Here is a 24,970-nt window from a genome sequence, read left to right on the forward strand (position 1 = left end):
TTGTTTGGGGAGATTTCTCGCATTCTTCATGAGGGGGCAAAGGGTGAAACGTGCGTTGCTGGTCGGAATTGATAGGTACGAGAACTTCGGTAATCTCTCCGGATGCGTCAATGATGTCACCGCCCTGACTCCCCTCCTCAAGCGCAATGAGGACGATTCACCCAACTTCTCCGTACAGAGCCTCCGTACGGACGAGGGAGAAATCACCAGGGGAAGTCTGCTGTCAGCCCTGCGGCTTCTGCTGTCGCCAGGAGCGGACATCGCCCTTTTCTACTTCGCCGGGCATGGAACACCTGCGGAGGGTGATGTCGCCCTCACTGTTTCCGACGGTACGAGCTTCACTCCCGGGGTCCGGATGACCGAAGTGATCGAACTGGTGCAGAAGTCCGAGGTCCAGGAACTGGTCCTGTTGCTGGATTGCTGCTTCTCCGGTGGGGCTGGTGCGGTTCCGGCAGTCTCAGCGAAGCTTTCCTTCCTCCGGCCCGGTTTATCCATCCTCGCCGCCAGCCGGGGAGATCAGGTATCGGGCGAGACTCTCGTCGGAAGGGGGCTGTTCTCCACCCACTTGGAGGGTGCTCTCGAAGGTGGAGCCGCCGACGTACTCGGGAACATCACGATGGCGGGACTCTACGCCTATCTCTCGGAGTCGTTCGGGGCCTGGCAGCAGCGCCCCACGTTCAAGGCGAACATCGACCGGCTGCAGGAGATAAGGAAGTGCGCTCCGTCGGTACCGCTGCCGGTTCTGCGCCGGCTCATGGAGTGGTTCCCGACCCCGGACTCGCACTACAGTCTTGATCCGTCCTTTGAACCCGATGCCGAACCGGCGAACGCCGAGAACGAGGCAGTCTTCTCGATGCTGCAGAAGTGCCGTGCGGCCAAACTGGTGGAGCCCGTGGGTGAGGAACACATGTACTTCGCCGCGATGAACTCGAAGGGGTGCAGGTTGACCGCGCTGGGACGGCACTACCGACAGATGAGCCTGCAGGATCTGCTGTGATTCTCGTAGGGATCACCGGCCATCAGGACATTCCGGCCGATGCGGAGCCGTACCTGCGCCGCGAGATCGAGAACGCCTTGAGCGACTACGACGAGCCCGTCGCAGCGCTCACCAGCCTTGCGGTCGGAGCGGATCAGATGTTTGCCCAGATCGCCCTTGCACGCGGCATCCCGCTGAGAGTCGTCACGCCCAGCCATGGATACGACGGAACCTTCCCCCAGCCGCAAGACCTGGCCCGCTACAGACAACTGAAGGCGCAGGCGGTGGAATGCGTACAGCTGGACCATGCGCAGCCGTCCGAGGAGGCATTCCACGCAGCGGGTGTGTACATCGCGGACCGTGTGAACCTGTTGCTGGCCGTCTGGGACGGAGAACCGGCGAGAGGGTTCGGGGGGACGGCAGACATCGTCCGGTACGCCAGAGGCAGAGGGACGCCGGTTCTGGTGATCTGGAAAGAAGGCTCGGTCCGGGGATGACCAGTATTCATGCAAGGTAGCGCTCCGGCGCGAGTGGCCGGGCTACGAGGGCAGCCCCCACCTCATCACCTCGTTTCACGGTCGAGCCGGATCATCTCCAGCGCCGGACGCAGCGCTCGGCGGACCTCGCAGGGTCTTGCCGTCGACCGCCACTGCGCGCAGCTGCCCGTCGGCCCCAGCGCGCCGGTCGGCCGGCCAGCGGCCCACCGCCCGGTCCAACGCGTCGCCGTCGATGCGGCCCAGCAAACGCCGCACCGTCGCCTCCGCCGGCAGGCACCGCTCTGGGGACAGCGGATCGGGCTGTACGCCAAGGCGCTCCAGGACGGACTGCGGGGCGTCGGCGATCCACTCACCCACCGCCGGCAGAGAGGTCTCTCCGGCCAGAACCGCGCACGCGGTCAGCGCGAGCACAACGACTGGGGTGTGCCGTACGCCGCGCGGATCTCGTGGGTCGGGCACCTCGGCCAGCCGCTCCAGCAGGCCTGGGATCTCCTCGGGTACGGCCCCGGGATGCTCGCGGAATTGGTCAAAGACGGGCGGGATCGGCGATGGCGCGTCGGCAGGCACGGTTCATTCGCCCGCGACGTCCTCGGCCTCCCAGCGCAGCAGGTCGCCCGGCTGGCACTTGAGCACCTCGCAGAGCGCGGCGAGCGTCGCGAAGCGCACCGCCTTGGCGCGGCCGTTCTTGAGTACCGCCAGGTTGGCGGGCGTGATCCCTACGCGTTCCGCGAGCTCGCCCACGGACATCTTGCGTCTGGCCAGCATCACGTCGATGTCGACGGCGATCGGCATCAGATCACCTCGTCCAACTCGGCCTGCATCTGCGCCGCTTCGACGTCGCGTGCGACGGCCTGGGCGAGCAGCATCCGCAGCACGAGCACGATGAGTGCGACCCCCAGGACGGCCACGCCGACCCCGCCCATGATGACGGTGACGCCTGGGTCGGCCCGCTGGCCCGGCGCATTGAGGGCCGTGACCGCGAACCACAGGAGGGCAGCCGCCACGATCGCGCCGATCATCCCGTCCACGTACCGGAAGGCGGCGTGGGAGAACACGGTTCCGCGTCGCACCATCGTCACCAGTCGCCATACGCAGACCAGGGCGACCTGGGCCGACACCATGCCCAGGATCGTGATCACGCGCAACGGGGTCAGCGGGAGTGACCCGTCCTCCGGGTCGGTGGCCAACGCCCACACCATCGATGCCTGTACGAACACGGTGCCGGCGAGCACCACCACGAGCACGGCGCGCAGCGCACCCACTGTCAGCTTTCCCATGACCCACCCTTCCAACGAGTTGCGATGGAAATCTATCGAGTTTCGATAGATGGAGCAAGAGTCGGGACGGAGGGGGGCGGTTTCGCACTGTGGCGGGATGCCGTCGTCCCCTCCCATGCCTGGCGTTCACGCGCACCGTCTTGATCTTGTCGAAGTCGGCCTCGCTTGAGCACAAATCGGAGGCCACTCAACTACGCCGAAGCCCTGCCGAGCCGCGTGTCATGCAGGCATCATGACCACCGGCTGAGGAAGGCCGCTACCGCTTCGCGTCATAGGGGCGGACTCGCCCAAGGTTCCTGCAATTCAAGGGCGTTGCTCACGCGACGTGATCGGCCCGCCGTGGCGGCGCGGGAGTCACCGCCCGCGAGGCGGCCGTGTACGTGCCCGCGCAGAGAGCAGGGGCGATCGCGGGCGCCGTCGCCGATGCGATGTTCGGCGAGCCTCTGGTGAAGTGGTCCACGCACGCTCGCGGGCATCGCCCCCGCCTCGGTCCCCGGCTTCATCGGCGCGCGGCTCGTCGGCGCCGTACTCGGACCGGCTCTGGTGGCGGTCATCTTCATGAGCGGCAGAGCCGGCTCCCAGCAGCCTGCCGCGTGACGCGGACGACGCGGGCTCGGCAGCGAAGACTGCGCTGCCCGCCGCTACGGCTTTGTCGAGCGGGGCTGGGTCGTCGGGATCCGATGGGTGAAGAACAGTGCGAGAAGGGCGTTGAGGGCGAGGATGGCGAGTGCGGCGCGCAGGCCGTCGAGCCTCGCTTCGGCGTTCGCGTCGAGCGCGGCCCGGGTCACCTCCGGGCTCGTGCCCGCTTCGTCGAGGGCGGTCTTGAGCTGGGCGTCCGACAGAAAGGGCGCACCGCTCTGGAGTTGGACGGTCGCCTGACTCTTGACCTCGGCCGGGACCGCCGGATTCTGCTCGACGCTGGTCAGAAACGAAGCCGTCAGCGCGGCGATCAGGATCGACCCGGCGAGTGCCGTACCGATCGAGGCGCCGAGGTTGGTAACGGCGTTCTGGATGCCGCCGACCTCCGCGCTCTGCCGGTCCGGCACCGCGGACACGGTGACCGACCCGAGCTGGGACGCCAGCGCGCCCATGCCGAGCCCGATCAACAGGAGGGGAACGGTGACGATTTCCGCACCCGCGTCTGCGTCGAGCGCGGCCATCAGGGCCACCGCGCCCGCGAGCAGCGCGAGGGTCCCGAGCCGCACCACCCGCCGCGGCGAGACGTCCGGGAAGAAACGGGGGATCAGGATCGCGGCAGCCAGCAGAGTCAGTGAAAGCGGCAGGATGCGTGCGCCGGTCGCGAGCGCGGACAGGCCGAGTGCGACCGACAGGTAGAGCGGTACGACGAAGAACACGCCCATCTGCACGAGGTACTGGAAGAAGAACATCGTCAAGCCGCCGGTGAGCTGCTTGTTCTGCAGCATCGCCGGGTCCACGAGTGGTTCCTTGCGCTGCTCCACGAGGCGGGCCTCCCAGCGCAGGAAGAGCCAGATCAGGAGCAGACCCGCCAGCATCAGCCAGATGACCAGTGAGATCCCGAGCCAGGAGGGTGCGTCGGGCTTCGGCCGGAACCAGCCCCATTCGGACGAGCGGAGTACGCCGTAGACGAAGATTCCGAGCCCGAGGGCGGAGAGCACGGCGCCGACGAGATCGATGCGCGGGCGTCCGTCGCTCGGCGCGTCGGCGATGCGGCGGGCGAGCATCAGGATGCCGAGCACGATCACGACCTCACCGGCGAACACCCAGCGCCAGGAGAAGTATGTCGTCGCGATACCCCCGATGAGCGGCCCGACCGCGATCGCCACGGCCCCTGCGGCCGCGACGAGGCCGTAGGCGGCGGGCCGGCGTTCAGCGCCGAAGTTGCCGGCGACGAGCGCCACGATCGCGGGCAGGATGAGCGCCGCCCCGATCCCCTCGAGGAACGACCAGCCGAGCAGGAGCACGGGCAGGTTCGGGGCGAGCGCTGTCGTCAGGGATCCGCATCCGTAGATGCCGCAGCCGATCACGAACGCGCGCTTGCGGCCGATGAGCGCGCCGACCTTGCCGCCAGGGATCATGAACATCGCCATCACGAGCGTGTATGCGGTGATCGCGCCCTGGATCCCGGTCACGGTCGTGCCCACGTCGTCGGCCACCGTCGCGATCGAGACGTTCATGACAGAGCTGTCGAGCGCCATCAGGAACTGACCGGCCGCGAGTGTCAGCAGGACGAGTCGCGCCGATGCCGAACTCTCGGTAGAGCCTGACCTGGGTGCCATGGACGTATCGTCCCAGCGACCCGGAGGGTGGCTCCTCGACCCGCCACGAAGATACGGAGATCAGCCGGTTGGCGGCGGCGGACCGTGCCGGCTCCTGGACCGTGCCGTTGCCGGCCGACTAGAGGTCGAGGACGATTTCGGTGGCCGGTTCGCTGCAGCAGACGAGGATGGTGCCCGCCTCGGGGAGTTCGAGAGGCTGGGTGCTGTAGGTGATGTCGCCTGCCACGAGGTGGGTGATGCAGGTGTGGCAGACGCCGGTGCGACAGGACCAGCGGGTGGGGATGTCGCAGGCTTCGGCGAGATCGAGGAGTGACGCGTGAGCGGGTGACCATGGGGTGGTGATGCCGCTGCGGGCGAAGGTGATGAGGGGGCCGGTGCCCGGTGCGCCGGGTGGTTGGTGCGGCCGGATCGCGGTCGTGGGCGTTACGCCGGGATTGATGGCGGGGAGGGCGCTGAACTGTTCCCTATGGATGCGCTCGGGGCGCAGGCCGTGATCGCGCAGGTAACCGCCGAGGTCGTCCATGAAGGCGGGCGGTCCGCAGAGGTAGGCGTCGGTGTCGGTGGGAACGCCCATGGCCGCGAGTGATTGGGCGTTCGGACGCCCCTGGGTGATGTGGGGCTCGCCGAGATGGGGGGCGGCTCCGGCGGTGTAGTAGGTGTACTCGTGGGCGTTGGGGAGTTGCGCCAGGAGCGTGCGGGTCTCGTCCGCGAAAGCATGGTGGGCGCGGTCGTGGGCGGTGTGGATCCACCAGACGGGGCGTTGGTCTCGTGTGGCGGCGAGTTGGTGGAGCATGGCGAGCACGGGAGTGACACCGATTCCGGCGGAGATGAGGACGATCGGGCGGGTGCCTTCTTCGAGTACGAACGTTCCGCGGGGGCTGGCGATGTCCACGAGGTCCCCGGGGTGGAGCGTGGCATGGATGTAGCTGCTGACTTTCCCGTGGGGCTCGTGCTTGACGCTGATGCGGTAGGTGCCGGCTGTGGGCGCGGAAGACAGTGAGTAGCTGCGCACCGCGGGGGCGGCATCGCCGATGGCGAGGCGGATGGAGAGGTACTGGCCCGGGCGGGCCTCGGGTAGCGGTGTGTCGGTGGTGTCGAGATAGACCGACGAAACGGTCGGGGTCTCGGGGACGATGCGGGCGACGCGCATGGTCTTGAAGCCCGGCCATCCCGGCTCTTCTCCGGGCTGCTGGGTGCTGGTGAGTTCGCCCGGCCATCCCGGTTCCTGTTTGGGCTGCTGAGCGGCGGCGAGTTCACGGAAGGACTGCTGCCATCCGGGGCTGAGAGCGGGGATATTCAGTGCTTTGCGCAGCTTCGCAGGGTCGCGGTCGGGGAGGTAGAGCAGTGCGTCGGTGTCGGCGACGCTGAGTTCTTCGGCGCCCTTGCGGGTCAGGGTGATCTCGTCGCCGGCCTGGACGCGTCCCTCGGCGAGGACGCGCAGGTAGAAGCCGGGGCGGTGGTGGGCGACCAGAAGGGAGGCCATGGCGGGTTCGCCCAGGCGCATGCCGACGCGGTAGCAGGTGACGCGCGGCTGGGTGACTTCGAATTCGGCTTCGCCGATGCGGTACCGGTCGCCGATGCACACGTCGTCGTCGGGCATGCCGTCGACGGTGAAGTTCTCCCCGAAGATCCCGAAGGTCAGGTCGTCGCGACCGAGTTGCTTCTGCCAGTACTGGTAGGCCTGCAGCTGGTAGACGAGGACGGCACGAATTTCGCCGCCGTGCCCGGCCAGGTCACCTTGGCCGTCTCCGTCGATGTTCAGCCGCCGCACCATCCGGGGGCCGTGCACGGGGGACTTCCAGGCTCCGGTGTGGACGGTCCTTCCCTGCCAGGAGACGTCCTGGGGCGTTCCTACGTTGACGGACAGCAGCGTCGCCATTGCGGACCTCCTGCGGGGTGGCCGGCCGGGGCAGCCCCTCATGGCGCTGTGATCTGTGTGCTCGGGCCGATACTAGTTTTGTACCGGTGCCGCCGCGATTCCGTGATCACGAATCGAATGGCGCATTCGCTGAGATTCTTCGAACGGAGGGACCGGTACGGAAGGCGATGCCCATTCGCGCCTCCTGACCGTGAACCGGTGCGTACTGGCCTGGCTCTACTACTGGCTTCCCATCGCGGGCGAGAGTCACCAAGGCGAAGCATCGGCATGACCGTGGTGTCGGACATGACCGCCGGTGGCCTCCCCGCCCGATCGTTCGCTCTCAGCCGGGTGCGTGGTCGGTCATTGCTGTGAACAAACTGATCGTTTCGTCCGCAGGTAACTGACCGAGAGGACTGCCGGGGTGTTACTCGGCTGCGCCGTCGCGGGTGCGCTGGTAGTGGCGCCTGGCCTTCATCCTGTTGCCGCAGACGGCCATGGAACACCAGCGGGCCTTGTTGGTCTTACTGCGGTCGAGGAGGAACCGCCGGCACTCCGGGTTGGCGCACGGCCGCAGCCGGCCAGGCATCGTCTCCTGCAGCGCGCTCCACGCCATGACCGCCTCTACCGCCAGCCGGCGCTCCGCGGGGGCGTCCAGCTCCCAAGACACCCCCGCAGGAGAGAGTCGCGGGCGCGAGACGACGTCCTTGAGGAGCGGGGCCAGCGACGCGGTCGGCCGGCTGCCGCGCACCACGCCATGCAGGGCATCGCGCGCCTGTAGGAGGTGTCGGTGCTCCTCCGTGCTGCCGTTGCCGCCGTGTGCCTGCTGCCAGGTCCTGGCCGCTTCCGGGTCTGCCAACTGGTCCCGGACCACCCCGTTGACGACCGGCGTGGTGTTGAGGAGCTCCAGCAGTGCGTCCTGCTGCTCTCGGTCGGCCACCACTGCCACCTCCTAACCAGATCGGTTCGCTTGACAGGTTACACGAACCCGATCACCCCCCGTGATGCGGCGCGTGACAGGTGGACGGGCATTGACCGTCTGGGCGGGTTCAGGGTGGGTGGCTGCGCCGGCTGGTGACCATTCGCGTACGGAGGCTTGAGGCAGGTAGGCGTCCTGCGAGACTTCCCGTACACCTTCGACGCCCTCACCGTGGTCACCTCCGGCCTGCTCCAGCACCTGGGAATCGACCGGTTCGCGATGTACGTACAGGACTACGGCGCCCCTATCGGCTGGCGGCTCGCACTCCAAGCCCCGGAACGCGTCACCGCGGTCATCACTCAGAACGGCAACGCCTACGAGGAGGGCTTCGTCAAGCCCTTCTGGGACGGCGTCTTCGCCTATGCCAAGGCCCCGGGGCCGGACACCGAAGCGCCCATGCGCGGTGCCCTGACCCCTGAGGTCACCCGCTGGCAGTACCTGAATGGAGTCGCCGACCCGAGCCTGGTCAGCCCCGACAACTGGGTCCACGACCAGGCGCTGCTGGACAGGCCCGGCAACGACGAGATCCAGCTCAAGCTCTTCCGCGACTACCCCACCAACGTGGACCTCTACCCGCAGGTCCACCAGTACTTCCGCGACTCCCAGGTCCCGCTGCTGGCGGTCTGGGGCGCCAACGACGAGATCTTCGGACCTGGCGGCGCCACGGCGTTCAGCCAGGACCTGGCCGATGCCGAGATCCACCTCCTCGAGTCCGGGCACTTCGCCCTGGAAAGCCACCTCGAGGCCATCACCGAGCACATCCGCGGATTCCTCGCCCGCGTCCTCGCCTGACGCGCAGGGGTCGAGGCGACTGCGGCAGCCGGGGGCCCACGCGCCCCTCCCTCCTGCACGCCCTGGTCGTCAACAACAGCCACCCCAACCCGGGGTGCGGCTACCCGCCCACCCCGCACCGGAAGGAACCGGCCATGGGACTGTCCTGGCAGCAAGGCCCCCTCTCCGCCGGCGCGATCGGACACTTCCTCACCCCCGAACCCCTGGGCACGCCGCGGATCCCTACCACCGCATCGACATCCGAAAAGCCTCCCGCACCCTGGAAGTCCGCCTCGGCGACATCGTGATCTCCCGCTCCGAGCACCCCCTCGTGCTCTTCGAGTTCGGATTCGCCCCCCGCTGGTACGTCCCGCGCACCGACATCGACGAGACCCGGCTACGCCCCGTCAAAGGCCAGACCTTCTGCCCCTACAAGGGCCTGTGCGACTACTACGACATCGGCGACGTGCACCGCGCCGCCTGGTCGTACCGCAACGCCTACCGTGAGGTCGACCGGATCACCGACCTGGTGTCGTTCGAAGCGGACAAGGTCGAGGTCCATCTCGACGGCAAGCGCCTGCACCGCGAGCCCGGGCAGAACGTCGTCCCCCACGGCATCGACCGCGGCCTGGACGTCGACGAGATCAAGGCCCGCTGAGGTCGCAGGGGTCTCTTCTCCCCAGGGGCATTTCCCGGAGGTCGGCACCCTGTTTTCGACGTCTGATTGAGACTCGGTTGATCCTAGAGCCAGTCGCGGCGCTTGAAGATGAAGTACAAACTGACGCAGACGACCGCCATCAGCAGGATCGCGAACGGATACCCCGCCGCCCACTTCAGCTCCGGCATCGACTCGAAGTTCATGCCGTGTTACGCAGCCGATTCTCCCCACGCGCTCCCCAGGCGGCTTCATTCTCCCCAGATTCTCCCCAGCGGCGCGGGTCGCGCAGGTGCCGGCGAACTGCGACACGTCTTGGAAGCCGGCAGTCCAATTGGCGCCGTACCGCTTCGCCTGGATGACGTACTTGTGTGGCCCGACTCCGTCGACGTAGGTCTTCGCTACAACGTCGGCGCCCTTGTCACCCGGGCCTCCCGTGACGCGCAGCTCCTTGACCGGGTGCAAGGAGGTGCGCAGGAACAAATGTCGCAGGGTCCACTCGGAGGCGGCGGGAGGTATCTCACGGTAGATCCGCAACTCACCCAGCCACCGATCGAGCAGGTACTCGGCAGGGTCGTGGCCCGGGGGTATGCGGGCAGCTATCTCGAAGTCGCGTAGTCGTTCCGGGACGCGCAGGCGCCAGTACCCCGCAACGTCATCCGCCTAGTCCTCGGCGCCGTTGGCAACTCCGCCATCAAATCCCCCAGCAGTATGCAGTGAAAGCAGAGGGTAGGTCGCAGCACTGAACAGTCGCGGAGCGCGAGTTGGGGCCTCGGGCCGCGTGCTGGCCGTTGCCAGTTCCCCCCGGACGCGGAGCTCGTGCATGTGCTGGTGCGCTGCAGCGGCTCCCGGCGTACGGGAACCGTCGCTCGCAGCACCTGGTTGGTCCGACATGGGGAGCAGCGCATGACCAAGCTCTCCCCGGCCCCGGCCCCGGCCCCGGCCCCGGCCCCGGCCCCGACCCTTGGCCGCGTCCGTCAGGCGAGCGCTGGCGCAGTCTTGCGGCCCAGGATCCGGGCTGCCAGTTCCGCCGCCTGGACGCGGATCTCCGGAATGGCGGTGGTCTCCCACAGGTTTCCGCGTCGCAACTGGCCGAGCGTCCACACGGGCGCCGCGGTGCGGGCGCCAGCTGCGGTCAGCTTCCCGTCGGTTGCAGTGTCGAAGCCGAGGCCGTGCGGTCCGGGTACGGCGATCCCCAGGTCGAGCAGGCAACGGACGAGTGGATCGGCCAGCTCCTGTATCCGGCTCTCGGTTCCTGTGCAGTTGATGAGGGCACCGACCGTTGCCGACCACCCGTTGGACAGCTGTACGGACACCCCGCAGCCGTCGTCGCTCGTCCGTGCCTTGACCACTTCAGCCGCCTGGACGGTCAGCAGTCCGGCCCGCTGGGCGTCCGCCAGCGCCCGGTCGGTCGCCGGCGGCAGCCGGTGCCGGTGCACCTCCCAGTTCCGCAGCTCACCGGTGAGGAAGCGCTCCCGGTCCGCGAAAGAGAGCTGCTGCCACACCTGGGAGATGTGCGGCCGCAGCTCGTCGACGGCGGGGCGCCAGTCCCCGTAATGCCGCCGGTACAGCGCGGCATGGTGTCGCAACCTGCGCTTCAGCTGCGCGAGGTCGAGCGGTCCGGTCACCGGGCCAAGCTGGAACGTCGTTCTCGACGGCGGGACGGCGGCATGAGGGAGCGGCAGCAGACCACGCCGGGAGACGGCGTGCACCGTGCGGCCGGGAACAGCCAGCGTACGGGCGATGTCACACATGGTCAGGCCGGTACCCACGAGCAGCACATCGCGGTCGGTCGGTGCGTTCGAGAGCGCCCCCGGCCGCCAGGGATCGGCGACGAAGTGGGGCGACTCCCGGAGACCGGCCGGGATCCATTCGCCGCTGGGGGCGAGGTTCCCCAGAGCCAGGACCACGGCGTCCGCGTCGAGCGCCCCGCCCCCGCGCAGTTGGAGACGGACGCCGTTGTTGGTGCCCGCCGAGGGCTTGCGCTCGATCGCGACGACAAGGTCATGCCGTCGTCGGACGGTCGCGATACTGCCACCGGCCGCCTCGGAACGGTTCAGCGCATCAGCCAGATACGAGCCGTACCTCGCGCGTGGAACGTACTCGCCCGGGTCGACCGGGCGGGCTTCCCGCGCGGAGAGCCAGCGGACGAAATCGCCTCCGTCGTGCGGCAGCGCGCTCATCCGCCCGGCCGTAACGTTCAGCAGGTGCCGAGGGTCAGACGTGGCATAGGCGAGACCCCGCCCTGTCTCCGGCGCGGGATCGACCAGGTCGACCGCCACACCACGCCCGGCACGGACGGCGGAGTCAAGTAGCCGGGCCGAGACGAGCGTGCCCGCCGCGCCCGCCCCGACGACCACGACACGGAGAGTCCCCTCACTCATGGCTCACCCGATGCCGTCGGCCATGCCGGCCGCGAGCGTGGTGCCGTCGATTGGGTCGATGAGCAGGAAGGACCCGGTACGGCGGGACTCGGCGTACGTGTCGAGCGCGAGCGGCTCGGCGGTACGGACCAGGACCCGGCCGATGTCATTGGCCGTCAGCTGCCCCGGGTCCGCGTGCTGGGAGAGGTCTTCCAGGGTGAGCCGCGAGGGTATCTCCTCGACGATCGCCTTGACGGTACGGGTGGTGTGCTTGAGCAGCACCCGTTGGCCGACGGTGAGCGGACGGTCCGCGACATGGCAGACGATGGCACTGACCTCCCGGGTGACCGCGGGCGCCGAGTGGGCGTGGGCGATCAGGTCGCCGCGCGAGATGTCGATGCCGTCGCAGAGTCGTACGGTCACCGACTGCGGCGCCCAGGCGGTGTCCACGGCCTTGCCGAGCATGTCGATTGCCTCGACGGTGGTGGTGCGGCCCGAGGGCAGTACGGTCACCGGGTCACCGACGTGCAATGTGCCGGAGGCGATCTGCCCGGCGTAGCCCCGGTAGTCACGGTGCTCAGCGGTCTGGGGCCGGATGACGTACTGCACCGGGATCCGCGCGGGTTCGTCGTCCGGACGGTGGCCGACGGATACGGATTCCAGGTGCTCCAGGACAGTCGGTCCGCCGTACCAGTCCATGTTCCGGGAGGGCTCCACCACGTTGTCGCCGGCGAGCGCGGAGACTGGGATGGAGGTGATCTCCGGGACGCGCAACTCGTTGGCGTACGCGGTGAATTCCTTCGCGATGGCGGCGAAGACGGGTTCCGCGTACTCCACGAGGTCCATCTTGTTGACGGCGAGGACGAGGTGCGGGACGCGGAGCAGGGCGGCGACGGCGGCATGGCGGCGGGTCTGCTCGACGACCCCGTTGCGGGCGTCGACCAGCACGACGGCCAGCTCGGCCGTAGACGCCCCGGTCACCATGTTGCGCGTGTACTGCACGTGCCCGGGGGTGTCGGCCAGGATGAACCGGCGCCGGGGCGTGGCGAAGTAGCGGTAGGCGACGTCGATGGTGATGCCCTGCTCGCGCTCGGCCCGCAGGCCGTCGGTCAGCAGCGCCAGGTCGGGGGCTTCCTGGCCGCGGTTGCGGGAGGCGTGCTCGACGGCCTCCAGCTGGTCGGCCAGTACGGACTTGGAGTCGAACAACAGCCGGCCGACGAGCGTGGACTTGCCGTCGTCCACGGAACCGGCGGTGGCGAAGCGCAGTGTGTCGATTGCCATCTCTAGAAGTACCCCTCGCGCTTGCGGTCTTCCATCGCGGCCTCGGACAGTTTGTCGTCGGCACGGGTCGCACCCCGCTCGGTGAGCCGGGAGGCGGCGATCTCGGCGATCACGGCGTCCAGCGTCACAGCGTCCGAGTCGACGGCGCCGGTGCACGACATGTCGCCGACCGTGCGATAGCGGATCAGCCGGGTCTCGATGGTCTCCGACTCCTTCGGCCCGCCCCACTCACCGACCGTCAGCCACATGCCGCCCCGGGCGAACACCTCGCGCTCGTGTGCGAAGTAGATCTCCGGGAGTTCGATCTCCTCGCGGGCGATGTACTGCCACACGTCCAGTTCGGTCCAGTTGGACAGCGGGAAGACGCGGACGTGCTCGCCGGGCGAATGCCGCCCGTTGTAGAGCTGCCACAGCTCGGGTCGCTGGCGGCGGGGGTCCCACTGCGAGAACTCGTCCCGAAGGCTGAACACCCGCTCCTTGGCGCGCGCCTTCTCCTCGTCGCGCCGCCCGCCGCCGAACACCGCGTCGAAGCGCTCGGCTTGGATCTTCTCGGTCAGCGGCACAGTCTGCAGCGGATTGCGGGTCCCGTCGGGCCGCTCACGCAGCACACCCCGGTCGATGTAGTCCTGCACGGAGGCGACGTGCAGCCGCAGACCGTGCCGCTCGACGGCCCGGTCCCGGTACTCCAGGACCTCGGGGAAGTTGTGCCCCGTGTCCACGTGCAGCAAGGAGAAGGGAATGGGGGCGGGAACGAACGCCTTCAGCGCCAGGTGCAGCATGACGATCGAGTCTTTGCCGCCGGAGAACAGGATCACCGGCCGCTCGAACTCACCCGCCACTTCGCGGAAGATGTGCACGGCCTCGGACTCCAGCGAGTCCAGGTGGCTCAGGGCGCGGGGAGAGTCGTCGGTCCGGTTCCGAGCGCCCTCCTGCCGCGGGCCGCCCCCCTGTTCCGGGGCCGAACCGGTGGTGGCAGCTGCCGTCGTCATGCCAGTCCCCTTTCCGTCAGCAACACGTGCAGTACCGCTGCGGATTCCTGCACGCTCTGGGTGTGTGCCTCGATCCGCAGGTCTGGGACCTCCGGCTCCTCGTACGGGTCGTCCACTCCGGTCAGACCGGTGATCTCCCCGGACGCCTGCCGGGCGTACAGCCCCTTCACGTCGCGTTCGGAGCACACCTCGACCGGCGTGGCGACATGTACCTCCAGGTAGGGAGTGCCACTGCTTTCGTGGCGCTTGCGCACCGCTTCCCGGCTGTCGGCGTACGGGGCGATCACCGGCACAAGGGTGGTGACGCCGTTGCGTGCCAATACCTCCGCCACCAGGCCGATGCGCTGGACGTTGGCGTCCCGGTCCGCGCGACCGAAGCCCAGACCCGCGGAGAGGAACGACCGGATCTCGTCGCCGTCCAGTACCTCGACACGATGTCCGTCGGCACGCAGCCTCTCGGCCAGTTCGTAGGCAAGAGTGGTCTTGCCCGCGCTGGGCAAACCGGTCAGCCACACCGTCGCACCTGGCCAGCAGGTGCATATTCCTTGCTGTTTCATCCGGTCCTTTCCGATTGTGGCCGCGTCCATCGCGGTTGTGCGCCCGTGGGTGTCAGCCGACGGATTGTGCGGCTTCCTTGCCGATTTCGGGTGCCGCGGGTTTCCTTCCGATGGCGCTCTCCGCCGACCCCTCGCGGGGCAGCTGGAGGGTCAGGGCACCGAGAATCACGGCGGTCACTGCGACCACGAGGTAGTACCACATGAAATCGCCGGTGATGTTCTTCAGGAATCCCGCCGTGTAGTTTCCGACGATTCCGCCGATTCCCTGGGTCACATTGGTGACACCGAAGATGACCGTCGCGGCGGCGCCCGACGCCGACTTTGATACGTACGCCGGCACAAGCCCGTAAATCGGGTAGAAGGCGAGCGCGAAGAGAACACCGGAGACCATCGGGAGGAATCCGACGGGGGCAACCACCAGGAGCACGGCGGAGATGAAGAAGAGTGCGTAGCACATCACCAGTGAGGCGCGTACGCCGATCCGGTCGGAGAGCCAGCCGACCGCGAATCCGGCGAACATTCCGATGACGCCGATGGCACCCCAGACCTGGGCCGCGAAGTCGATGTCAAATCCCAGGCCCTCGCGCAGATAGGGGGAGAGGTAGTTCTGGAACGGCATACAGGCGAACCCGTTCAGGAACTTCATCGTCCAGACGATGACCACCCAGCGCACCAGCACCATGCGCCAGCCGGCGCGGGCACTGGTGTTGTGCGGCATGCCTTCGTTGTCCGTGGTGCCGGGGTCCGCGGTGTCGGGTGTGCTCTCGTTGTCGCCGCGGAAGAGCCCGAGTCGGTGGAAGGTGAAGGCGGCCACCGCGGTCACCATCAGCGTTCCGAACCCGACCGCGTACCACAGCCCCCGCCAGTTGTCGTTCTGGACGAAGCTGGGGACCAGGAGGCTGTTGACGAAGACGCCGTAGCTGGTTCCGCTGGACACCAGTCCCAGCACCTTGCCGCGGTGCCGGTAGTCGATGACCCGGCCGACGATTTCGACCAGCGGCACGTACACGGAGGCCGCTGTGCCTCCCATGATCGTCAATAGGATCCCGATGAAGAGGATGCTGTTGCTCACCGGCAGCAGCACGAGGCAGAGTCCGCACAGCGCCACCGAGCCGATGACGACCTGGCCGCCGCCGATCCGCGTCGACAGCCAGGTGCCGAGCAGGGCGAACAGCAGGAAGCCGAGCTGCCCGGCCGCGGTGATCGTCCCGACCACCGTGTAGTCGAAGCCGAGGTCTTTGCGCATATCGGTGACGAGCTGCGCGAAGAGATAGAAGCCGAATCCGTAGGTCGCCGCTACAAAACTGGTCAGCAGTACGGTCGCGACGAATCCGGCGACTACCTTGGGACGGTTGTCGTCGGTGTTCACTTTACTCACCACCGTTGTGGGCCTTTCTGACTGCTTCATGACTCGTGGCTCACGGCTTCCGGGCGACGTGGATGACGAAGTCCACCTCGTCGATGTCGAAACTCTCCTGGAAGTCACCGAAGTTCTGGATGGTGTCGAATCCGGCGTCGATGAGCAGTGACGACAGCTCGTCCGAGAGAATGGGGTAGACCTCCAGATGGTGTGTGCTGCCGTCCGGGAAGTCGTACTGAAAGCGACACAGTTGCTCAGCGACATGTGCGACGGTCACTGTTGCCCCGGTCCCGCAGTAGTAGTAGTTGCCGGTGCTCTGGTACCGGTGCCGGCGGATCGCGTCAAAATTCCGGTGGTCGACGATGAGAATGCCGCCGGGATTCAGCGCCTCGTAGAACTCCGAGAGCACGGCACGCCGGTCGGCCTCCTGGAACAGGTGCGGGAACGAACTGCCCAGGCAGACGATCGCGTCGTAACGCCCGTCGATGTGCTCTCGCAGACTGCGCCAATCGGCCTGGAGGACGCGGAAGGACTGTCCGCGCCGCTCGGCGTTCCGCCGAGTCTTGTCGATCATCTCCGCGCTGCCGTCCGTCGCGGTGACGTCGAAGCCCTGCTGTGCCAGAGCGACTGAGTGGTAGCCGGTACCCGCCGCGACGTCGAGCACACGGCGGGCCTCGGCCCCGTTCAGGAGCTCCACGAAGAAGTCCTGCTCACTCGCTTTGCGGCGGTCCCAGTCGATCAGCTCGTCCCAGCGGTCGACGAGAGTACGTACGTACTGGCCCTCGAAGTCGTCCGGAACGGCCGCTTCCGCGACGGGAACTGTGCCTGCGACCCGGGTTGCGGGTGTGGTCATTGTGATCCTCCGGCTCTCTCTGGCGGTGTGAGTCTCCGCAGACATACGGGCGTGGGACGGGTGGCCGTCCGAGGGCCCAGTGCCCCGGTCGGCGTTCGGATCAGCTGAACTTCGCTGCGAACGCCCGGTACTTCAGGGCAAGTTCATCGGCCCATTCAGAGGCATCGCCGAGCTTCATGCTCAGGCACTCGTAGCCGAGCAGTCGCTTCATGACCGCCATCTCCGGCTCGGTGAAGTGCACCGTTCCGTCGTCGTCGATGCGGTCGATGCCGTCGGCGCGCTGGCACTCCTCGTTGATGCGGATCGCCTCGTCCTGTCCGAGGCCGTCGGGCAGGTCGAGCGTGCCGCCGCCCCGGTGGACCCGGACCGGATAGCCGCCGGGCAGGCCGTCCGGTGCGGGGGCGTGGGCGAGCACCCCGCTGTCGGTCGCCAGGCCCTTCAGCACCCGTACGGCGGAGGAGGCGGTCAGCAGCTGACCGTCGATGCCGCCGAGCCGCTTGAGCCGGTTGTCGAGCTGGGCGAAGAGCGCGCCGTGGTGAACCTCCGCGGTCCCGGGCTGGCCCGCCACCGTCACCGCGAGGTGGTACGCACCCTGCCCGGCGTCGCCGAAGCGCGGTACGTAGTGACTGAAGTAGTGCTGGGCGGTGAGCCGGAGCTCCACCTTCGAAGGGTGCGCGTTCAGCAGGTGTGCGGCGCCCAGGGTGAGCGCGGGGACGATGTTGGCGACGTTGCCCACACCGATCGTCGGCGCCAGGCCGACCTTGCCGAGGACCGGGCCGACCGCGTCGGGGAACGCGGCGTTGACGACCTTGGCGTCGATGCCCGCATCCCGTACCGCCTGCATCAACAGATGATTGAGCGTCAGGTGCATCGGCAGCCACGGCCCGAACTGCGCCTCGTCGAGCTCCTCGAAGACCTCCTTGGGCAGGGCGGTGATGATCCGCCAGGACTGGAGCGATCCGCCCATGAAGATGATGTCGGGCCGGACCCTGGCGAGGGTCTCCGCCGTGGCGTCGACATCACGGAGGTCGACATGGACCGTTTTGACCGTGCCGTGTTCGCCGAGATTGGTGGAGGTGAAAAGCGCCAGATTGCCGCGCCTGCGGATGGTCTCGGTGTCACGGCCGGCCAGCATGACCCGGTTGGTCGCCGGGTCGCTCAGGAGCATGTTGAGCACCTTGGCGCTCAGGTCGCCCATGCCCACCAGCATGATGAGCGGCTTGCCGGAACCGTCGGTTGAGGAAGTCAAGGTTTTACCTCCAGGACGTACGGAGACGGAGACTCAGCGCGGGTAGGAGCCGTTGTCGGCGCGCAGCAAGGCGCCGGTCAGCGTCCGGGACTCGTCGCTGAGCAGGTAGGCGCACACATCAGCCACGTACTCGGGGAGGATGTCGCCGTCGAGCTGCTCCTGGCGCTTGTACTCGGCATAGCGGTAGTCCGGGATCCGGTCTGCGATGGCCGTATTCACAATGAGGCCCGGCGACACGACGTTGACCCGGATGTAAGGGGCGAAGTTCATGGCGTTGGACTTCGTGAGACCGATGACACCGGCCTTGACCGTGCCATACAGCGCGTCCGAACTGCCGACCTCGCCCGCGACCGACGCCAGGTTCACGATGGCGCCGCGCCGCTTGGCCGGCAGCAGATGGTCCGCGAAACGGCGGGACAGCCACACCGGGCCCTTGACGTTCACGGCGATGACCCGCTCGATCGTGGCGTCGTCGTACTCCCAGACCGGCTGCCCGAGGTACAGACCGGCATTGTTGACCAGGCCGTCCACTTCCGGGTGCGCGGCAAGGGCCCGGTCCATGAAGGCATCGCAGTCCTGGTGCGAAGCGACATCGCTGACATGGGTCTCCAGCGCCCGGCCGCGATGTTCCTCGGCAAGCGACTTCAAGCCCGGTTCGTCGATGTCACAGGTGATGACGGTCTTGCCGGCGTTCAGCAGCCGGCCGATCAGGGCCCGGCCGACACCGCTGGCTCCGCCGGTGACGATGACAGTGGTCACGCTCATGTGGATGCCTCCTCTGCCGGCCGCAGCCGGTACCGGTCCAGGTGCTCGTAGAAGGGGCGGCAGTAGCGCTCGAACTCGCGCAGAGCTGGCCGCGTCTCGTATGTGAAGCGGTATTCGCGCTGCGGCGTGCTGAAGCCGCTGCTGGCCGCCACGTCCGTGTGCCAGCCGCTCCATGTGGTCCATTCGGGCTGCTCGCCCGCGGACCACTTCAGCGCTTCAGGGAGGAAGGGGATCCCGACTGCTTCGCAGTAGGCGGCGATGGTGGCCTCGGGACGGGCCGCGAGATCCGCTGCGTTGACGACCACCGGCGCGGTGCCCGTCAACTCCCGCACGAGGTCGAAGGCCTTGGCCAGCTGTTCGTACCCGAGTACCTCGCGGGTGAGCTCAGGGTGCACGGTGGCATGGGAGAGGACGGCTTCCTCGGGATCACGGATCAGGAAGGTATTGACCTGGCCGAGCAGGTATGTGGGGTCCTTCAACAGATGGTCGAGACAGTGGTACGGGAAGTCCTTGTGGAACACCGGGCGTTCGAGCCGCGCGGCCTCCATCATCTCCTTGACCTCGAGATAGGTCAGCGGATGATCCGGATCCGGGTTCTTGTGTGGAATGGCGGCACGCCCTTCGTGCATGAAGAAGACGTAGGCGAAGGCTTCATGGAATACCTTGAAGTCGCCCCGCTCGATGAACGAGCGCTCCAGTGCGGTCGACATCGACCTGGGATGGCTCCAGAGCGCAATGGACTGTTGCATTCGGCACCTCCTCGATGATGGGGGGAATGTCGGCCTGTGGACGGCTCAGGTCAGCAGCAGGGGCTGCGCCGAGGTGGTGATGGTCTGGAACTGATGCGCGACGAAGTCGATCAACTTCCGGGTATTCGCCATGACTTCGGCGTACGTCGAGATGAATGAGCCGTAGTGGGCGAATTCCTCGGGATGCATGCCGGCCGGGTCGTACGCGCGATGGAACGACGGAAGCCACATCAGTTTCTCCAGGACGTTCGCCGGAACTTCCTGCTCGATGGCCCGCGTGTCGAAGGACGGCAGTTCATGCTCGCGGCGCATCACGTCGGCGATGAACTGGGGCTTGCAGGTATAGGCGACCGCGCCGCCCGCGCTCTGTTCCAGATGCATGCTCAGCGTGCTGCTGCCCTGGGCCGGGTCGTCGACCTCGAGGCTGGAGAGCAGCGGCTTGATGGGGTGGTCGTTCTCCTGGATGAGCGTGTGGATGCGTTTGAGAATGGCGACTTCGGCCCAGCGCAGATCGGTCTGGGAGAGTTCGATCTCGCGGATCGCCGCTTCGTAGCGGAGGTCGTTGTTTGCCCCGAAGCGCCCGATCATGTGCGTGAAGACCGCGCGCCACCGCCCGGTGTCGATTCCCTGGTCGTGCGCCCGCTTCAGCCCGGATTCCACTGCCTCGGCACAGGCCGCGAACTGCGGAACCGTATAGGAGAGCGTGGAGTTGATGGAGATTCCGCGGGCCACCAGCTGCCGTACGACCTCGTACCCCTGCTTGGTGCCGGGCACCTTCACCATGAGATTGGGGGATATTCGGGCGATGCGCAGTGCCTGTTCCAGCATGAGGTCGGCATTGAGCATGTGGCGCGGATCGAGCTGTCCGGAGACCCAGCCGAACTTGCCGTCGCTGGCCTCCCACATCGGCAGCATCTCGCGCGCCGCGCGGCGCAGCGCCTCCTCGTAGACGAGCGAGAAGGTGCTTTCCACATCAGGGGTCAGCTGATAGCGGATGAGCTCCTGGATGTCATTGCGCCAGCTCTCCGGGGACGCCAGGACACTCTGCGCGACCAGGGAGGGATTGGTCGTGATGCCACGTACCAGGGAACGTTCGGGCGTCGCCGGACACAGAAAGCGGTTGAGCTGCTCCTGCCAGCGTTCCCTGGTGTCCTTGTCGGGTGCGGTGGCCAGATGGTGATCGCACCACCGGGGAAAGTCGAGCGGCGAGGAATCCCACCAGATCTCCGCCGACTTACCGGCGTGCTGAAGCTCTTCAAGAACACTCGGCATGCGATTCATCCCTTTCCAACTCGGTGTCTCTGGAGGCCAGGCAGTCGTCACTGGGTCGCGCGTACGGCCGGATTCCAGGTGTTCCACCCGTCCAGCAAGCGGGGAAGTTCCTTCATCGAGTCGAAGGCGATCGCTCCTTCGGCCTTCAGGTCCGCTGCCGTCCCGCTCTCCTGCGGTGCGTAGGCGAACACCGACATGCCGGCCGCGAGGCCCGCCCGGACACCGACGAGGCTGTCTTCGACGACTGCGCAGTGCGCGGCGGGCACTCCGAGATCGGCCGCTGCGTGCAGGAACAGTCCGGGGTCCGGCTTCCATGCGCCGACCTCGTACGCGCTGTAAATGCGGTCCTGGAAATATGGCAACAGGCCAGTCAAGCTCAGGGTGTTGAGGATCTTCTCGCGCGGCGCGCTGGACGCCGTACAGAAGGGCAGCCCAAGATTCTCGACGACCTGCCGCACATGGGGAACGGGTCGCAGTTCGGTGGCGAATAGATCCGCGGACCTGCTGCGGAACTGCGGGATGAAACTGGCTGGCAGTGCCCGGCCCAGCCGCGCCTCAAGCTGTCCGACCCACTCTGCGACCTTTCGGCCCCGTATGAATTCGAGCGCCTGCTCCGAAGAGAAGTCGAGTCCCGCTGCGCCTGCCATTTCTCGCATGACTTGCGAGCTCAGTGTCTCACTGTCGACAAGGACCCCGTCGCAGTCAAATATAACCAGACGTTTCGTCACGGGGAACCCTTTCATTGCTTCGCGAATGCCCCGCAGTAGGCTTCCGACACCCTCTGCGGCGGGACGTCCCCAGCAAAGCAAAGCATTCTATCGATTGGCTCATCGCTCGATACCTTGGCAACCAAGAGAGGGGGCAAAGGTGTTCAATTCGGGCACGGATGACAGAGTCACGGGCATTGCCTGGACCTGTCATTGGGGTGTAGCTAGCTTCTTCTCGGGGGCGCATGCTGATCACCCAAGTCTCAGGCATTGCCATCCCTGCCTATGTCGATCACCTTTGTTGTCGGATTCTTGATCAGGTGTCCGTGCGAGAGGGAGTTCAATGAAGTTCGGAGTCCTTGGCCCGCTGTCCTTGACGGAGGGAAGTGATTCCCTGCTGCCGTCCGCTCCCAAGACGCGTCAGCTCCTGGCTCTCCTGCTGCTCAGCGCGAACTCCCTGGTGACGCTGGACGCCTGTGTCCAGGAGCTGTGGGGCGAAGCCGCACCACGCAGCGCCGTGCAGAGCGTGCACACCCGGGTGTTCCAGATTCGGCAGGCTCTGGGCGGCGGCTCTTCCGGAAGGACGGCGGACGAGAGCAAGCGCATTCTGGCGACGCATCACCAGGGCTATTCGCTACGCGTCGAGGACGGAGCCCTCGATCTTCATTCCCTCGACCAGTACTTGGCGGACTTCCGGCGAGCGCAATCACGCAAGGACGACCCTCTCGTTTCTGCGGCGCTTCGCTCGGCGCTCGGCCTCTGGCGTGGGCGCACTCTGCTGGACGTGCAGCAGGGCCCATGCATCCAGGCGTATGTCACGGGTATAGAAGATCTTCGGATGACTGCACTGGAGCAATGCATCGATGCCGAATTGCGACTGGGTATGCACCATCAGCTGCTCTCTGAACTGAGCACCCTCGTATCCCGGCATCCGGTGCACGAGAATCTGCATGCTCAATACATGATCGCGCTCTACCGGTCGGGCCGTACGGCGGAGTCCCTCGAGGCGTACCACCGGCTCCACAAGAAACTGACCGACGAACTCGGCATCGAACCGTCCCATCGGGTCAGACGGCTGCAAACGGCCGTACTGACCGAAAGCACGGAACTTGATGTCTCCGCGCCGGACAGAATGAGCCTTTCGCTGGGTCTCATGACAAGCCGATAGCGGCGCGGTCATGCTGTCGGCTGCGCATTCTCTCCGGCTGGTGTCGGTCGCCTGGGCCAGGGAGACCAGAGGTCTGGAACTGGCGCAGGTCAGCCGCCCGGGCGCCCCTCACGAATCCCGTAGCACCCGCTGGCACCCCCTGAACAACTGTGATGAGGAGTTCCATGTCCCGCCGCCTGTTCACCTCGGAGTCCGTGACCGAGGGGCACCCCGACAAGATCGCTGACCAGATCAGCGACACGATCCTCGACGCGCTCCTCACGGAGGACCCCTCCTCCCGAGTGGCCGTCGAGACGCTGATCACCACCGGCCTCGTGCACGTCGCCGGCGAAGTGACCACCAAGGCGTGGGCCGACATCCCCACGCTCGTCCGCAGCAAGATCCTGGAAATTGGATACGACTCGTCCAAGAAGGGCTTCGACGGCGCCTCGTGCGGCGTCTCGGTGTCCATTGGCGCGCAGTCCCCGGACATCGCACAGGGCGTCGAAACCTCGTACGAGAAGCGCGTGGCGGGCGGCACCGCCGGTGACGAGGGCGACCTGCTGGACGTGCAGGGAGCCGGTGACCAGGGGCTGATGTTCGGGTACGCCTGTGAAGAGACGCCCGAGCTGATGCCGTTGCCCATCCATCTGGCCCACCGCCTCTCCAGCCGGATGACTGAGGTACGCAAGGACGGCACGCTCCCTTACCTTCGTCCTGACGGCAAGACTCAGGTCACCGTCGAGTACCTGGGCAGCAGGGCGGTCCGGCTCGACACGGTCGTGGTCTCCTCGCAGCACGCGCCGGGCATTGACTTGGAGGGGCTGCTGACTCCGGACCTTCGGCAGTTCGTGGTCGAGGCGGTGCTCAAGGAGTTGGCGGAGGAAGGCGTCGACCTGGAGACGGACGGCTACCGCCTCCTGGTGAACCCGACCGGACGCTTCGAGATCGGCGGCCCGATGGGGGACGCGGGCCTGACCGGCCGCAAGATCATCATCGACACGTACGGTGGCATGGCCCGCCACGGCGGCGGTGCCTTCTCGGGCAAGGACCCGTCGAAGGTCGACCGCTCGGCCGCGTACGCGATGCGCTGGGTCGCCAAGAACGTGGTGGCCGCGGGTCTCGCGGCACGTTGTGAGGTGCAGGTCGCGTACGCGATCGGCAAGGCCGAGCCGGTCGGTCTGTTCATCGAGACCTTCGGCACCGCCGCGGTGCCGACCGCCGCGATCGAGAAGGCCGTTGCCGAGGTCTTCGATCTCCGCCCCGCCGCGATCATCCGCGATCTCGACCTGCTCCGCCCGATCTATGCTCAGACCGCCGCATACGGCCACTTCGGCCGTGAACTACCGGACTTCACCTGGGAGCGCACCGACCGCGTCGACGCCCTCCGCACGGCCACGGGGCGGTGAGCCGTGCGGGAGCACCACGGAAGGCGTACCGAGGCCGAGGACACCTTGCCCTTCGCCACCGGCAGTCACAGGGGCTCCTTCTCCTTCGAATTCTTTCCGGCGAAGACCGAGTCGGGAGATCGCGCGCTCTGGGAGGTGATCCGCCGGGCCGAGGCACTGTCCCCCTCGTTCATCTCGGTCACCTACGGCGCCGGCGGCTCCTCCCGGGACCGTACGGTCGAGGCCACTCGGCGCATCGCGGCCGAGACGACGCTCCGTCCGGTCGCCCACCTCACCGCGGTCGGGCACTCTGTGGCCGAACTGCGCCGGATCATCGGGCAGTACGCCGACGCCGGTATCCGGGACATCCTTGTGCTGCGCGGTGATCCGCCGGGCGACCCCACAGGTGCGTGGGCCCCGCACCCGCAGGGGCTGACCTATGCGTATGAGCTTGTCGAACTCGTATGCTCGCTGGGCGAGTTCAGTGTCGGCGTCGCCGCCTTCCCCGAACGGCACCCGCGCTCGGCCGACTGGGACAGCGAGATCCGGCACTTTGTGGCCAAGTGCCGGGCGGGCGCGGACTATGCGATCACACAAATGTTCTTCGATGTCGAGGACTATCTGAGGTTGCGCGACCGGGTGGCCGCAGCGGGCTGTGACGTCCCGATCATCCCCGAGATCATGCCGGCCACCGACGTCCGCCAGATCAGCCGATTCGCCGAGCTCAGCGGCGCGGCCTTCCCGGAAGATCTCGCGCACCGACTCGAAGCCGTCCGCGGAGACCGGGACGCCTCGTACCGCGTCGGCGTCGACTACGCGACCACCATGGGGCGCCGCCTGTTGGCCGAAGGCGCCCCCGGACTGCACTACATCACGCTCAACCGCTCCTCGGCGGCCTTCGAAATCCATCGCAACGTCCTCGACGTGCTCGATGCAAGGAGTCCACGACATGCCCTCGCCGTAGGCCACTGACCTCACGGAGCTCATGGGTTACGGGGTCGCCGGTCTTCCGGCGGGAA

The 24,970-nt window shown here is 67.1% G+C and carries 25 protein-coding genes and 3 pseudogenes; 9 read left to right on the plus strand and 19 right to left on the minus strand.

What is annotated here, in order from left to right:
• Positions 1-4: 4 nt before the first annotated feature.
• Positions 5-997, plus strand: a complete 993-nt coding sequence (locus OG966_RS31960; RefSeq protein WP_326653474.1) for a caspase family protein — start codon at positions 5-7, stop codon at positions 995-997.
• A complete protein-coding gene (locus OG966_RS31965; protein WP_326653475.1) occupies positions 994-1,473 on the plus strand; it encodes a hypothetical protein in 480 nt (159 codons plus the stop codon). Before OG966_RS31960 ends, OG966_RS31965 begins: the two co-directional genes overlap by 4 nt.
• 75 nt (positions 1,474-1,548) lie before the next feature.
• Here OG966_RS31965 and OG966_RS31970 read toward each other — a convergent pair whose 3' ends face one another.
• Genes OG966_RS31970 through OG966_RS31980 form a run of 3 tightly spaced genes read right to left on the minus strand, consistent with a single transcriptional unit; the run spans position 1,549 to position 2,750 of the window.
• The gene (locus OG966_RS31970; RefSeq protein ID WP_326653476.1) at positions 1,549-2,040 is read right to left on the minus strand and encodes a transposase family protein; all 492 of its coding nucleotides are present in this window, start codon (positions 2,038-2,040) and stop codon (positions 1,549-1,551) included.
• Positions 2,041-2,043: 3 nt separating this feature from the next.
• On the minus strand, positions 2,044-2,265 hold the full coding sequence (locus OG966_RS31975) for a helix-turn-helix domain-containing protein (protein ID WP_326653477.1): 222 nt from the start codon (positions 2,263-2,265) through the stop codon (positions 2,044-2,046).
• Complete coding sequence (locus OG966_RS31980) at positions 2,265-2,750, minus strand: DUF2975 domain-containing protein (protein ID WP_326653478.1); 486 nt, start codon at positions 2,748-2,750, stop codon at positions 2,265-2,267. Before OG966_RS31980 ends, OG966_RS31975 begins: the two co-directional genes overlap by 1 nt.
• A 329-nt stretch (positions 2,751-3,079) precedes the next feature.
• Here OG966_RS31980 and OG966_RS31985 point away from each other — a divergent pair.
• Positions 3,080-3,347, plus strand: a pseudogene (locus OG966_RS31985) (aquaporin family protein); the annotation flags it as partial.
• 44 nt (positions 3,348-3,391) lie between these two features.
• Here the strand turns inward: OG966_RS31985 and OG966_RS31990 are convergent.
• The 3 genes from OG966_RS31990 to OG966_RS32000 all read right to left on the minus strand — a co-directional run bounded on the left by OG966_RS31990 (position 3,392) and on the right by OG966_RS32000 (position 7,809).
• Positions 3,392-5,008 (minus strand): MFS transporter, encoded by a 1,617-nt coding sequence (locus tag OG966_RS31990; RefSeq protein ID WP_326653480.1) that lies wholly within the window; start codon positions 5,006-5,008, stop codon positions 3,392-3,394.
• 118 nt (positions 5,009-5,126) lie between these two features.
• The gene (locus tag OG966_RS31995; RefSeq protein WP_326653481.1) at positions 5,127-6,887 is read right to left on the minus strand and encodes an MOSC and FAD-binding oxidoreductase domain-containing protein; all 1,761 of its coding nucleotides are present in this window, start codon (positions 6,885-6,887) and stop codon (positions 5,127-5,129) included.
• Between the two features lie 406 nt (positions 6,888-7,293).
• The gene (locus OG966_RS32000; RefSeq protein ID WP_326653482.1) at positions 7,294-7,809 is read right to left on the minus strand and encodes a CGNR zinc finger domain-containing protein; all 516 of its coding nucleotides are present in this window, start codon (positions 7,807-7,809) and stop codon (positions 7,294-7,296) included.
• Between the two features lie 153 nt (positions 7,810-7,962).
• On the opposite strand from OG966_RS32000, the gene OG966_RS32005 reads away from it, so the two are divergent.
• Both OG966_RS32005 and OG966_RS32010 read left to right on the plus strand, forming a co-directional pair.
• Positions 7,963-8,637, plus strand: a complete 675-nt coding sequence (locus tag OG966_RS32005) for an alpha/beta fold hydrolase (protein ID WP_326653483.1) — start codon at positions 7,963-7,965, stop codon at positions 8,635-8,637.
• Positions 8,534-9,274 (plus strand): DUF427 domain-containing protein, encoded by a 741-nt coding sequence (locus tag OG966_RS32010; RefSeq protein ID WP_326653484.1) that lies wholly within the window; start codon positions 8,534-8,536, stop codon positions 9,272-9,274. Before OG966_RS32005 ends, OG966_RS32010 begins: the two co-directional genes overlap by 104 nt.
• An 83-nt stretch (positions 9,275-9,357) precedes the next feature.
• On the opposite strand, the pseudogene OG966_RS32015 reads toward OG966_RS32010, so the two are convergent.
• Together OG966_RS32015 and OG966_RS40975 are read right to left on the minus strand one after the other, a co-directional pair.
• Positions 9,358-9,483 (minus strand): annotated as a pseudogene (locus OG966_RS32015) (CorA family divalent cation transporter); the annotation flags it as partial.
• Between the two features lie 73 nt (positions 9,484-9,556).
• Positions 9,557-9,808: pseudogene (locus tag OG966_RS40975) on the minus strand (restriction endonuclease); the annotation flags it as partial.
• On the opposite strand from OG966_RS40975, the gene OG966_RS32020 reads away from it, so the two are divergent.
• Positions 9,755-9,889: a hypothetical protein gene (locus OG966_RS32020; RefSeq protein WP_326653485.1), complete on the plus strand. Its 135-nt coding sequence runs from the start codon at positions 9,755-9,757 to the stop codon at positions 9,887-9,889. The pseudogene OG966_RS40975 and the gene OG966_RS32020 overlap by 54 nt on opposite strands.
• Before the next feature lie 359 nt (positions 9,890-10,248).
• Here OG966_RS32020 and OG966_RS32025 read toward each other — a convergent pair whose 3' ends face one another.
• From OG966_RS32025 to OG966_RS32075, 11 genes are all read right to left on the minus strand, one after another.
• Positions 10,249-11,655: an FAD/NAD(P)-binding protein gene (locus OG966_RS32025; protein ID WP_326653486.1), complete on the minus strand. Its 1,407-nt coding sequence runs from the start codon at positions 11,653-11,655 to the stop codon at positions 10,249-10,251.
• 3 nt (positions 11,656-11,658) lie between these two features.
• Entirely contained in the window at positions 11,659-12,915 is a 1,257-nt protein-coding gene (locus tag OG966_RS32030; RefSeq protein ID WP_326653487.1) for a sulfate adenylyltransferase subunit 1, read from the minus strand.
• A gap of 2 nt (positions 12,916-12,917) precedes the next feature.
• Positions 12,918-13,904, minus strand: a complete 987-nt coding sequence (cysD, locus tag OG966_RS32035) for a sulfate adenylyltransferase subunit CysD (RefSeq protein WP_326653488.1) — start codon at positions 13,902-13,904, stop codon at positions 12,918-12,920.
• Complete coding sequence (cysC, locus tag OG966_RS32040) at positions 13,901-14,461, minus strand: adenylyl-sulfate kinase (RefSeq protein ID WP_326653489.1); 561 nt, start codon at positions 14,459-14,461, stop codon at positions 13,901-13,903. The genes cysD and cysC overlap by 4 nt, the downstream gene beginning before the upstream one ends.
• A gap of 52 nt (positions 14,462-14,513) precedes the next feature.
• Positions 14,514-15,830 carry an MFS transporter gene (locus tag OG966_RS32045; RefSeq protein WP_326653490.1) on the minus strand — a complete coding sequence of 439 codons (1,317 nt, stop codon included), beginning with the start codon at positions 15,828-15,830 and terminating at the stop codon, positions 14,514-14,516.
• A 49-nt stretch (positions 15,831-15,879) separates the two neighbouring features.
• A complete protein-coding gene (locus OG966_RS32050) occupies positions 15,880-16,674 on the minus strand; it encodes a class I SAM-dependent methyltransferase (protein WP_326653491.1) in 795 nt (264 codons plus the stop codon).
• 100 nt (positions 16,675-16,774) lie between these two features.
• On the minus strand, positions 16,775-17,923 hold the full coding sequence (locus tag OG966_RS32055) for a hypothetical protein (protein ID WP_326653492.1): 1,149 nt from the start codon (positions 17,921-17,923) through the stop codon (positions 16,775-16,777).
• 33 nt (positions 17,924-17,956) lie between these two features.
• Entirely contained in the window at positions 17,957-18,688 is a 732-nt protein-coding gene (locus OG966_RS32060) for an SDR family NAD(P)-dependent oxidoreductase (protein WP_326653493.1), read from the minus strand.
• On the minus strand, positions 18,685-19,437 hold the full coding sequence (locus OG966_RS32065) for a hypothetical protein (RefSeq protein ID WP_326653494.1): 753 nt from the start codon (positions 19,435-19,437) through the stop codon (positions 18,685-18,687). The genes OG966_RS32060 and OG966_RS32065 overlap by 4 nt, the downstream gene beginning before the upstream one ends.
• Before the next feature lie 45 nt (positions 19,438-19,482).
• Positions 19,483-20,709 (minus strand): transaldolase family protein, encoded by a 1,227-nt coding sequence (locus OG966_RS32070; RefSeq protein WP_326653495.1) that lies wholly within the window; start codon positions 20,707-20,709, stop codon positions 19,483-19,485.
• 47 nt (positions 20,710-20,756) lie between these two features.
• Positions 20,757-21,437 carry an HAD family hydrolase gene (locus OG966_RS32075; RefSeq protein WP_326653496.1) on the minus strand — a complete coding sequence of 227 codons (681 nt, stop codon included), beginning with the start codon at positions 21,435-21,437 and terminating at the stop codon, positions 20,757-20,759.
• Between the two features lie 322 nt (positions 21,438-21,759).
• Here OG966_RS32075 and OG966_RS32080 point away from each other — a divergent pair, with 322 nt between their 5' ends.
• From OG966_RS32080 to metF, 3 genes are all read left to right on the plus strand, one after another.
• Complete coding sequence (locus tag OG966_RS32080; protein ID WP_326653497.1) at positions 21,760-22,584, plus strand: AfsR/SARP family transcriptional regulator; 825 nt, start codon at positions 21,760-21,762, stop codon at positions 22,582-22,584.
• A gap of 164 nt (positions 22,585-22,748) precedes the next feature.
• Positions 22,749-23,972 carry a methionine adenosyltransferase gene (gene metK, locus OG966_RS32085; protein WP_326653498.1) on the plus strand — a complete coding sequence of 408 codons (1,224 nt, stop codon included), beginning with the start codon at positions 22,749-22,751 and terminating at the stop codon, positions 23,970-23,972.
• A 45-nt stretch (positions 23,973-24,017) separates the two neighbouring features.
• Positions 24,018-24,923, plus strand: a complete 906-nt coding sequence (metF, locus tag OG966_RS32090) for a methylenetetrahydrofolate reductase [NAD(P)H] (RefSeq protein WP_326655451.1) — start codon at positions 24,018-24,020, stop codon at positions 24,921-24,923.
• Positions 24,924-24,970 lie beyond the last annotated feature (47 nt).

This window comes from Streptomyces sp. NBC_01750 (assembly GCF_035918095.1).
In the GTDB taxonomy this organism is placed as follows: Bacteria; Actinomycetota; Actinomycetes; order Streptomycetales; family Streptomycetaceae; genus Streptomyces.

What these genes read in the sequence shown, in the direction of transcription:
- OG966_RS31975 (WP_326653477.1), bottom strand. Translation starts at nt 2,265, where the DNA reads ATGCCGATCGCCGTCGACATCGACGTGATGCTGGCCAGACGCAAGATG.
- OG966_RS31980 (WP_326653478.1), bottom strand. Translation starts at nt 2,750, where the DNA reads ATGGGAAAGCTGACAGTGGGTGCGCTGCGCGCCGTGCTCGTGGTGGTG.
- OG966_RS31990 (WP_326653480.1), bottom strand. Translation starts at nt 5,008, where the DNA reads ATGGCACCCAGGTCAGGCTCTACCGAGAGTTCGGCATCGGCGCGACTC.
- OG966_RS31995 (WP_326653481.1), bottom strand. Translation starts at nt 6,887, where the DNA reads ATGGCGACGCTGCTGTCCGTCAACGTAGGAACGCCCCAGGACGTCTCC.
- OG966_RS32010 (WP_326653484.1), top strand. Translation starts at nt 8,534, where the DNA reads ATGCCGAGATCCACCTCCTCGAGTCCGGGCACTTCGCCCTGGAAAGCC.
- OG966_RS32020 (WP_326653485.1), top strand. Translation starts at nt 9,755, where the DNA reads ATGTCGCAGGGTCCACTCGGAGGCGGCGGGAGGTATCTCACGGTAGAT.
- OG966_RS32025 (WP_326653486.1), bottom strand. Translation starts at nt 11,655, where the DNA reads ATGAGTGAGGGGACTCTCCGTGTCGTGGTCGTCGGGGCGGGCGCGGCG.
- OG966_RS32030 (WP_326653487.1), bottom strand. Translation starts at nt 12,915, where the DNA reads ATGGCAATCGACACACTGCGCTTCGCCACCGCCGGTTCCGTGGACGAC.
- cysD (WP_326653488.1), bottom strand. Translation starts at nt 13,904, where the DNA reads ATGACGACGGCAGCTGCCACCACCGGTTCGGCCCCGGAACAGGGGGGC.
- cysC (WP_326653489.1), bottom strand. Translation starts at nt 14,461, where the DNA reads ATGAAACAGCAAGGAATATGCACCTGCTGGCCAGGTGCGACGGTGTGG.
- OG966_RS32050 (WP_326653491.1), bottom strand. Translation starts at nt 16,674, where the DNA reads ATGACCACACCCGCAACCCGGGTCGCAGGCACAGTTCCCGTCGCGGAA.
- OG966_RS32060 (WP_326653493.1), bottom strand. Translation starts at nt 18,688, where the DNA reads ATGAGCGTGACCACTGTCATCGTCACCGGCGGAGCCAGCGGTGTCGGC.
- OG966_RS32065 (WP_326653494.1), bottom strand. Translation starts at nt 19,437, where the DNA reads ATGCAACAGTCCATTGCGCTCTGGAGCCATCCCAGGTCGATGTCGACC.
- OG966_RS32070 (WP_326653495.1), bottom strand. Translation starts at nt 20,709, where the DNA reads ATGCCGAGTGTTCTTGAAGAGCTTCAGCACGCCGGTAAGTCGGCGGAG.
- OG966_RS32080 (WP_326653497.1), top strand. Translation starts at nt 21,760, where the DNA reads ATGAAGTTCGGAGTCCTTGGCCCGCTGTCCTTGACGGAGGGAAGTGAT.
- metK (WP_326653498.1), top strand. Translation starts at nt 22,749, where the DNA reads ATGTCCCGCCGCCTGTTCACCTCGGAGTCCGTGACCGAGGGGCACCCC.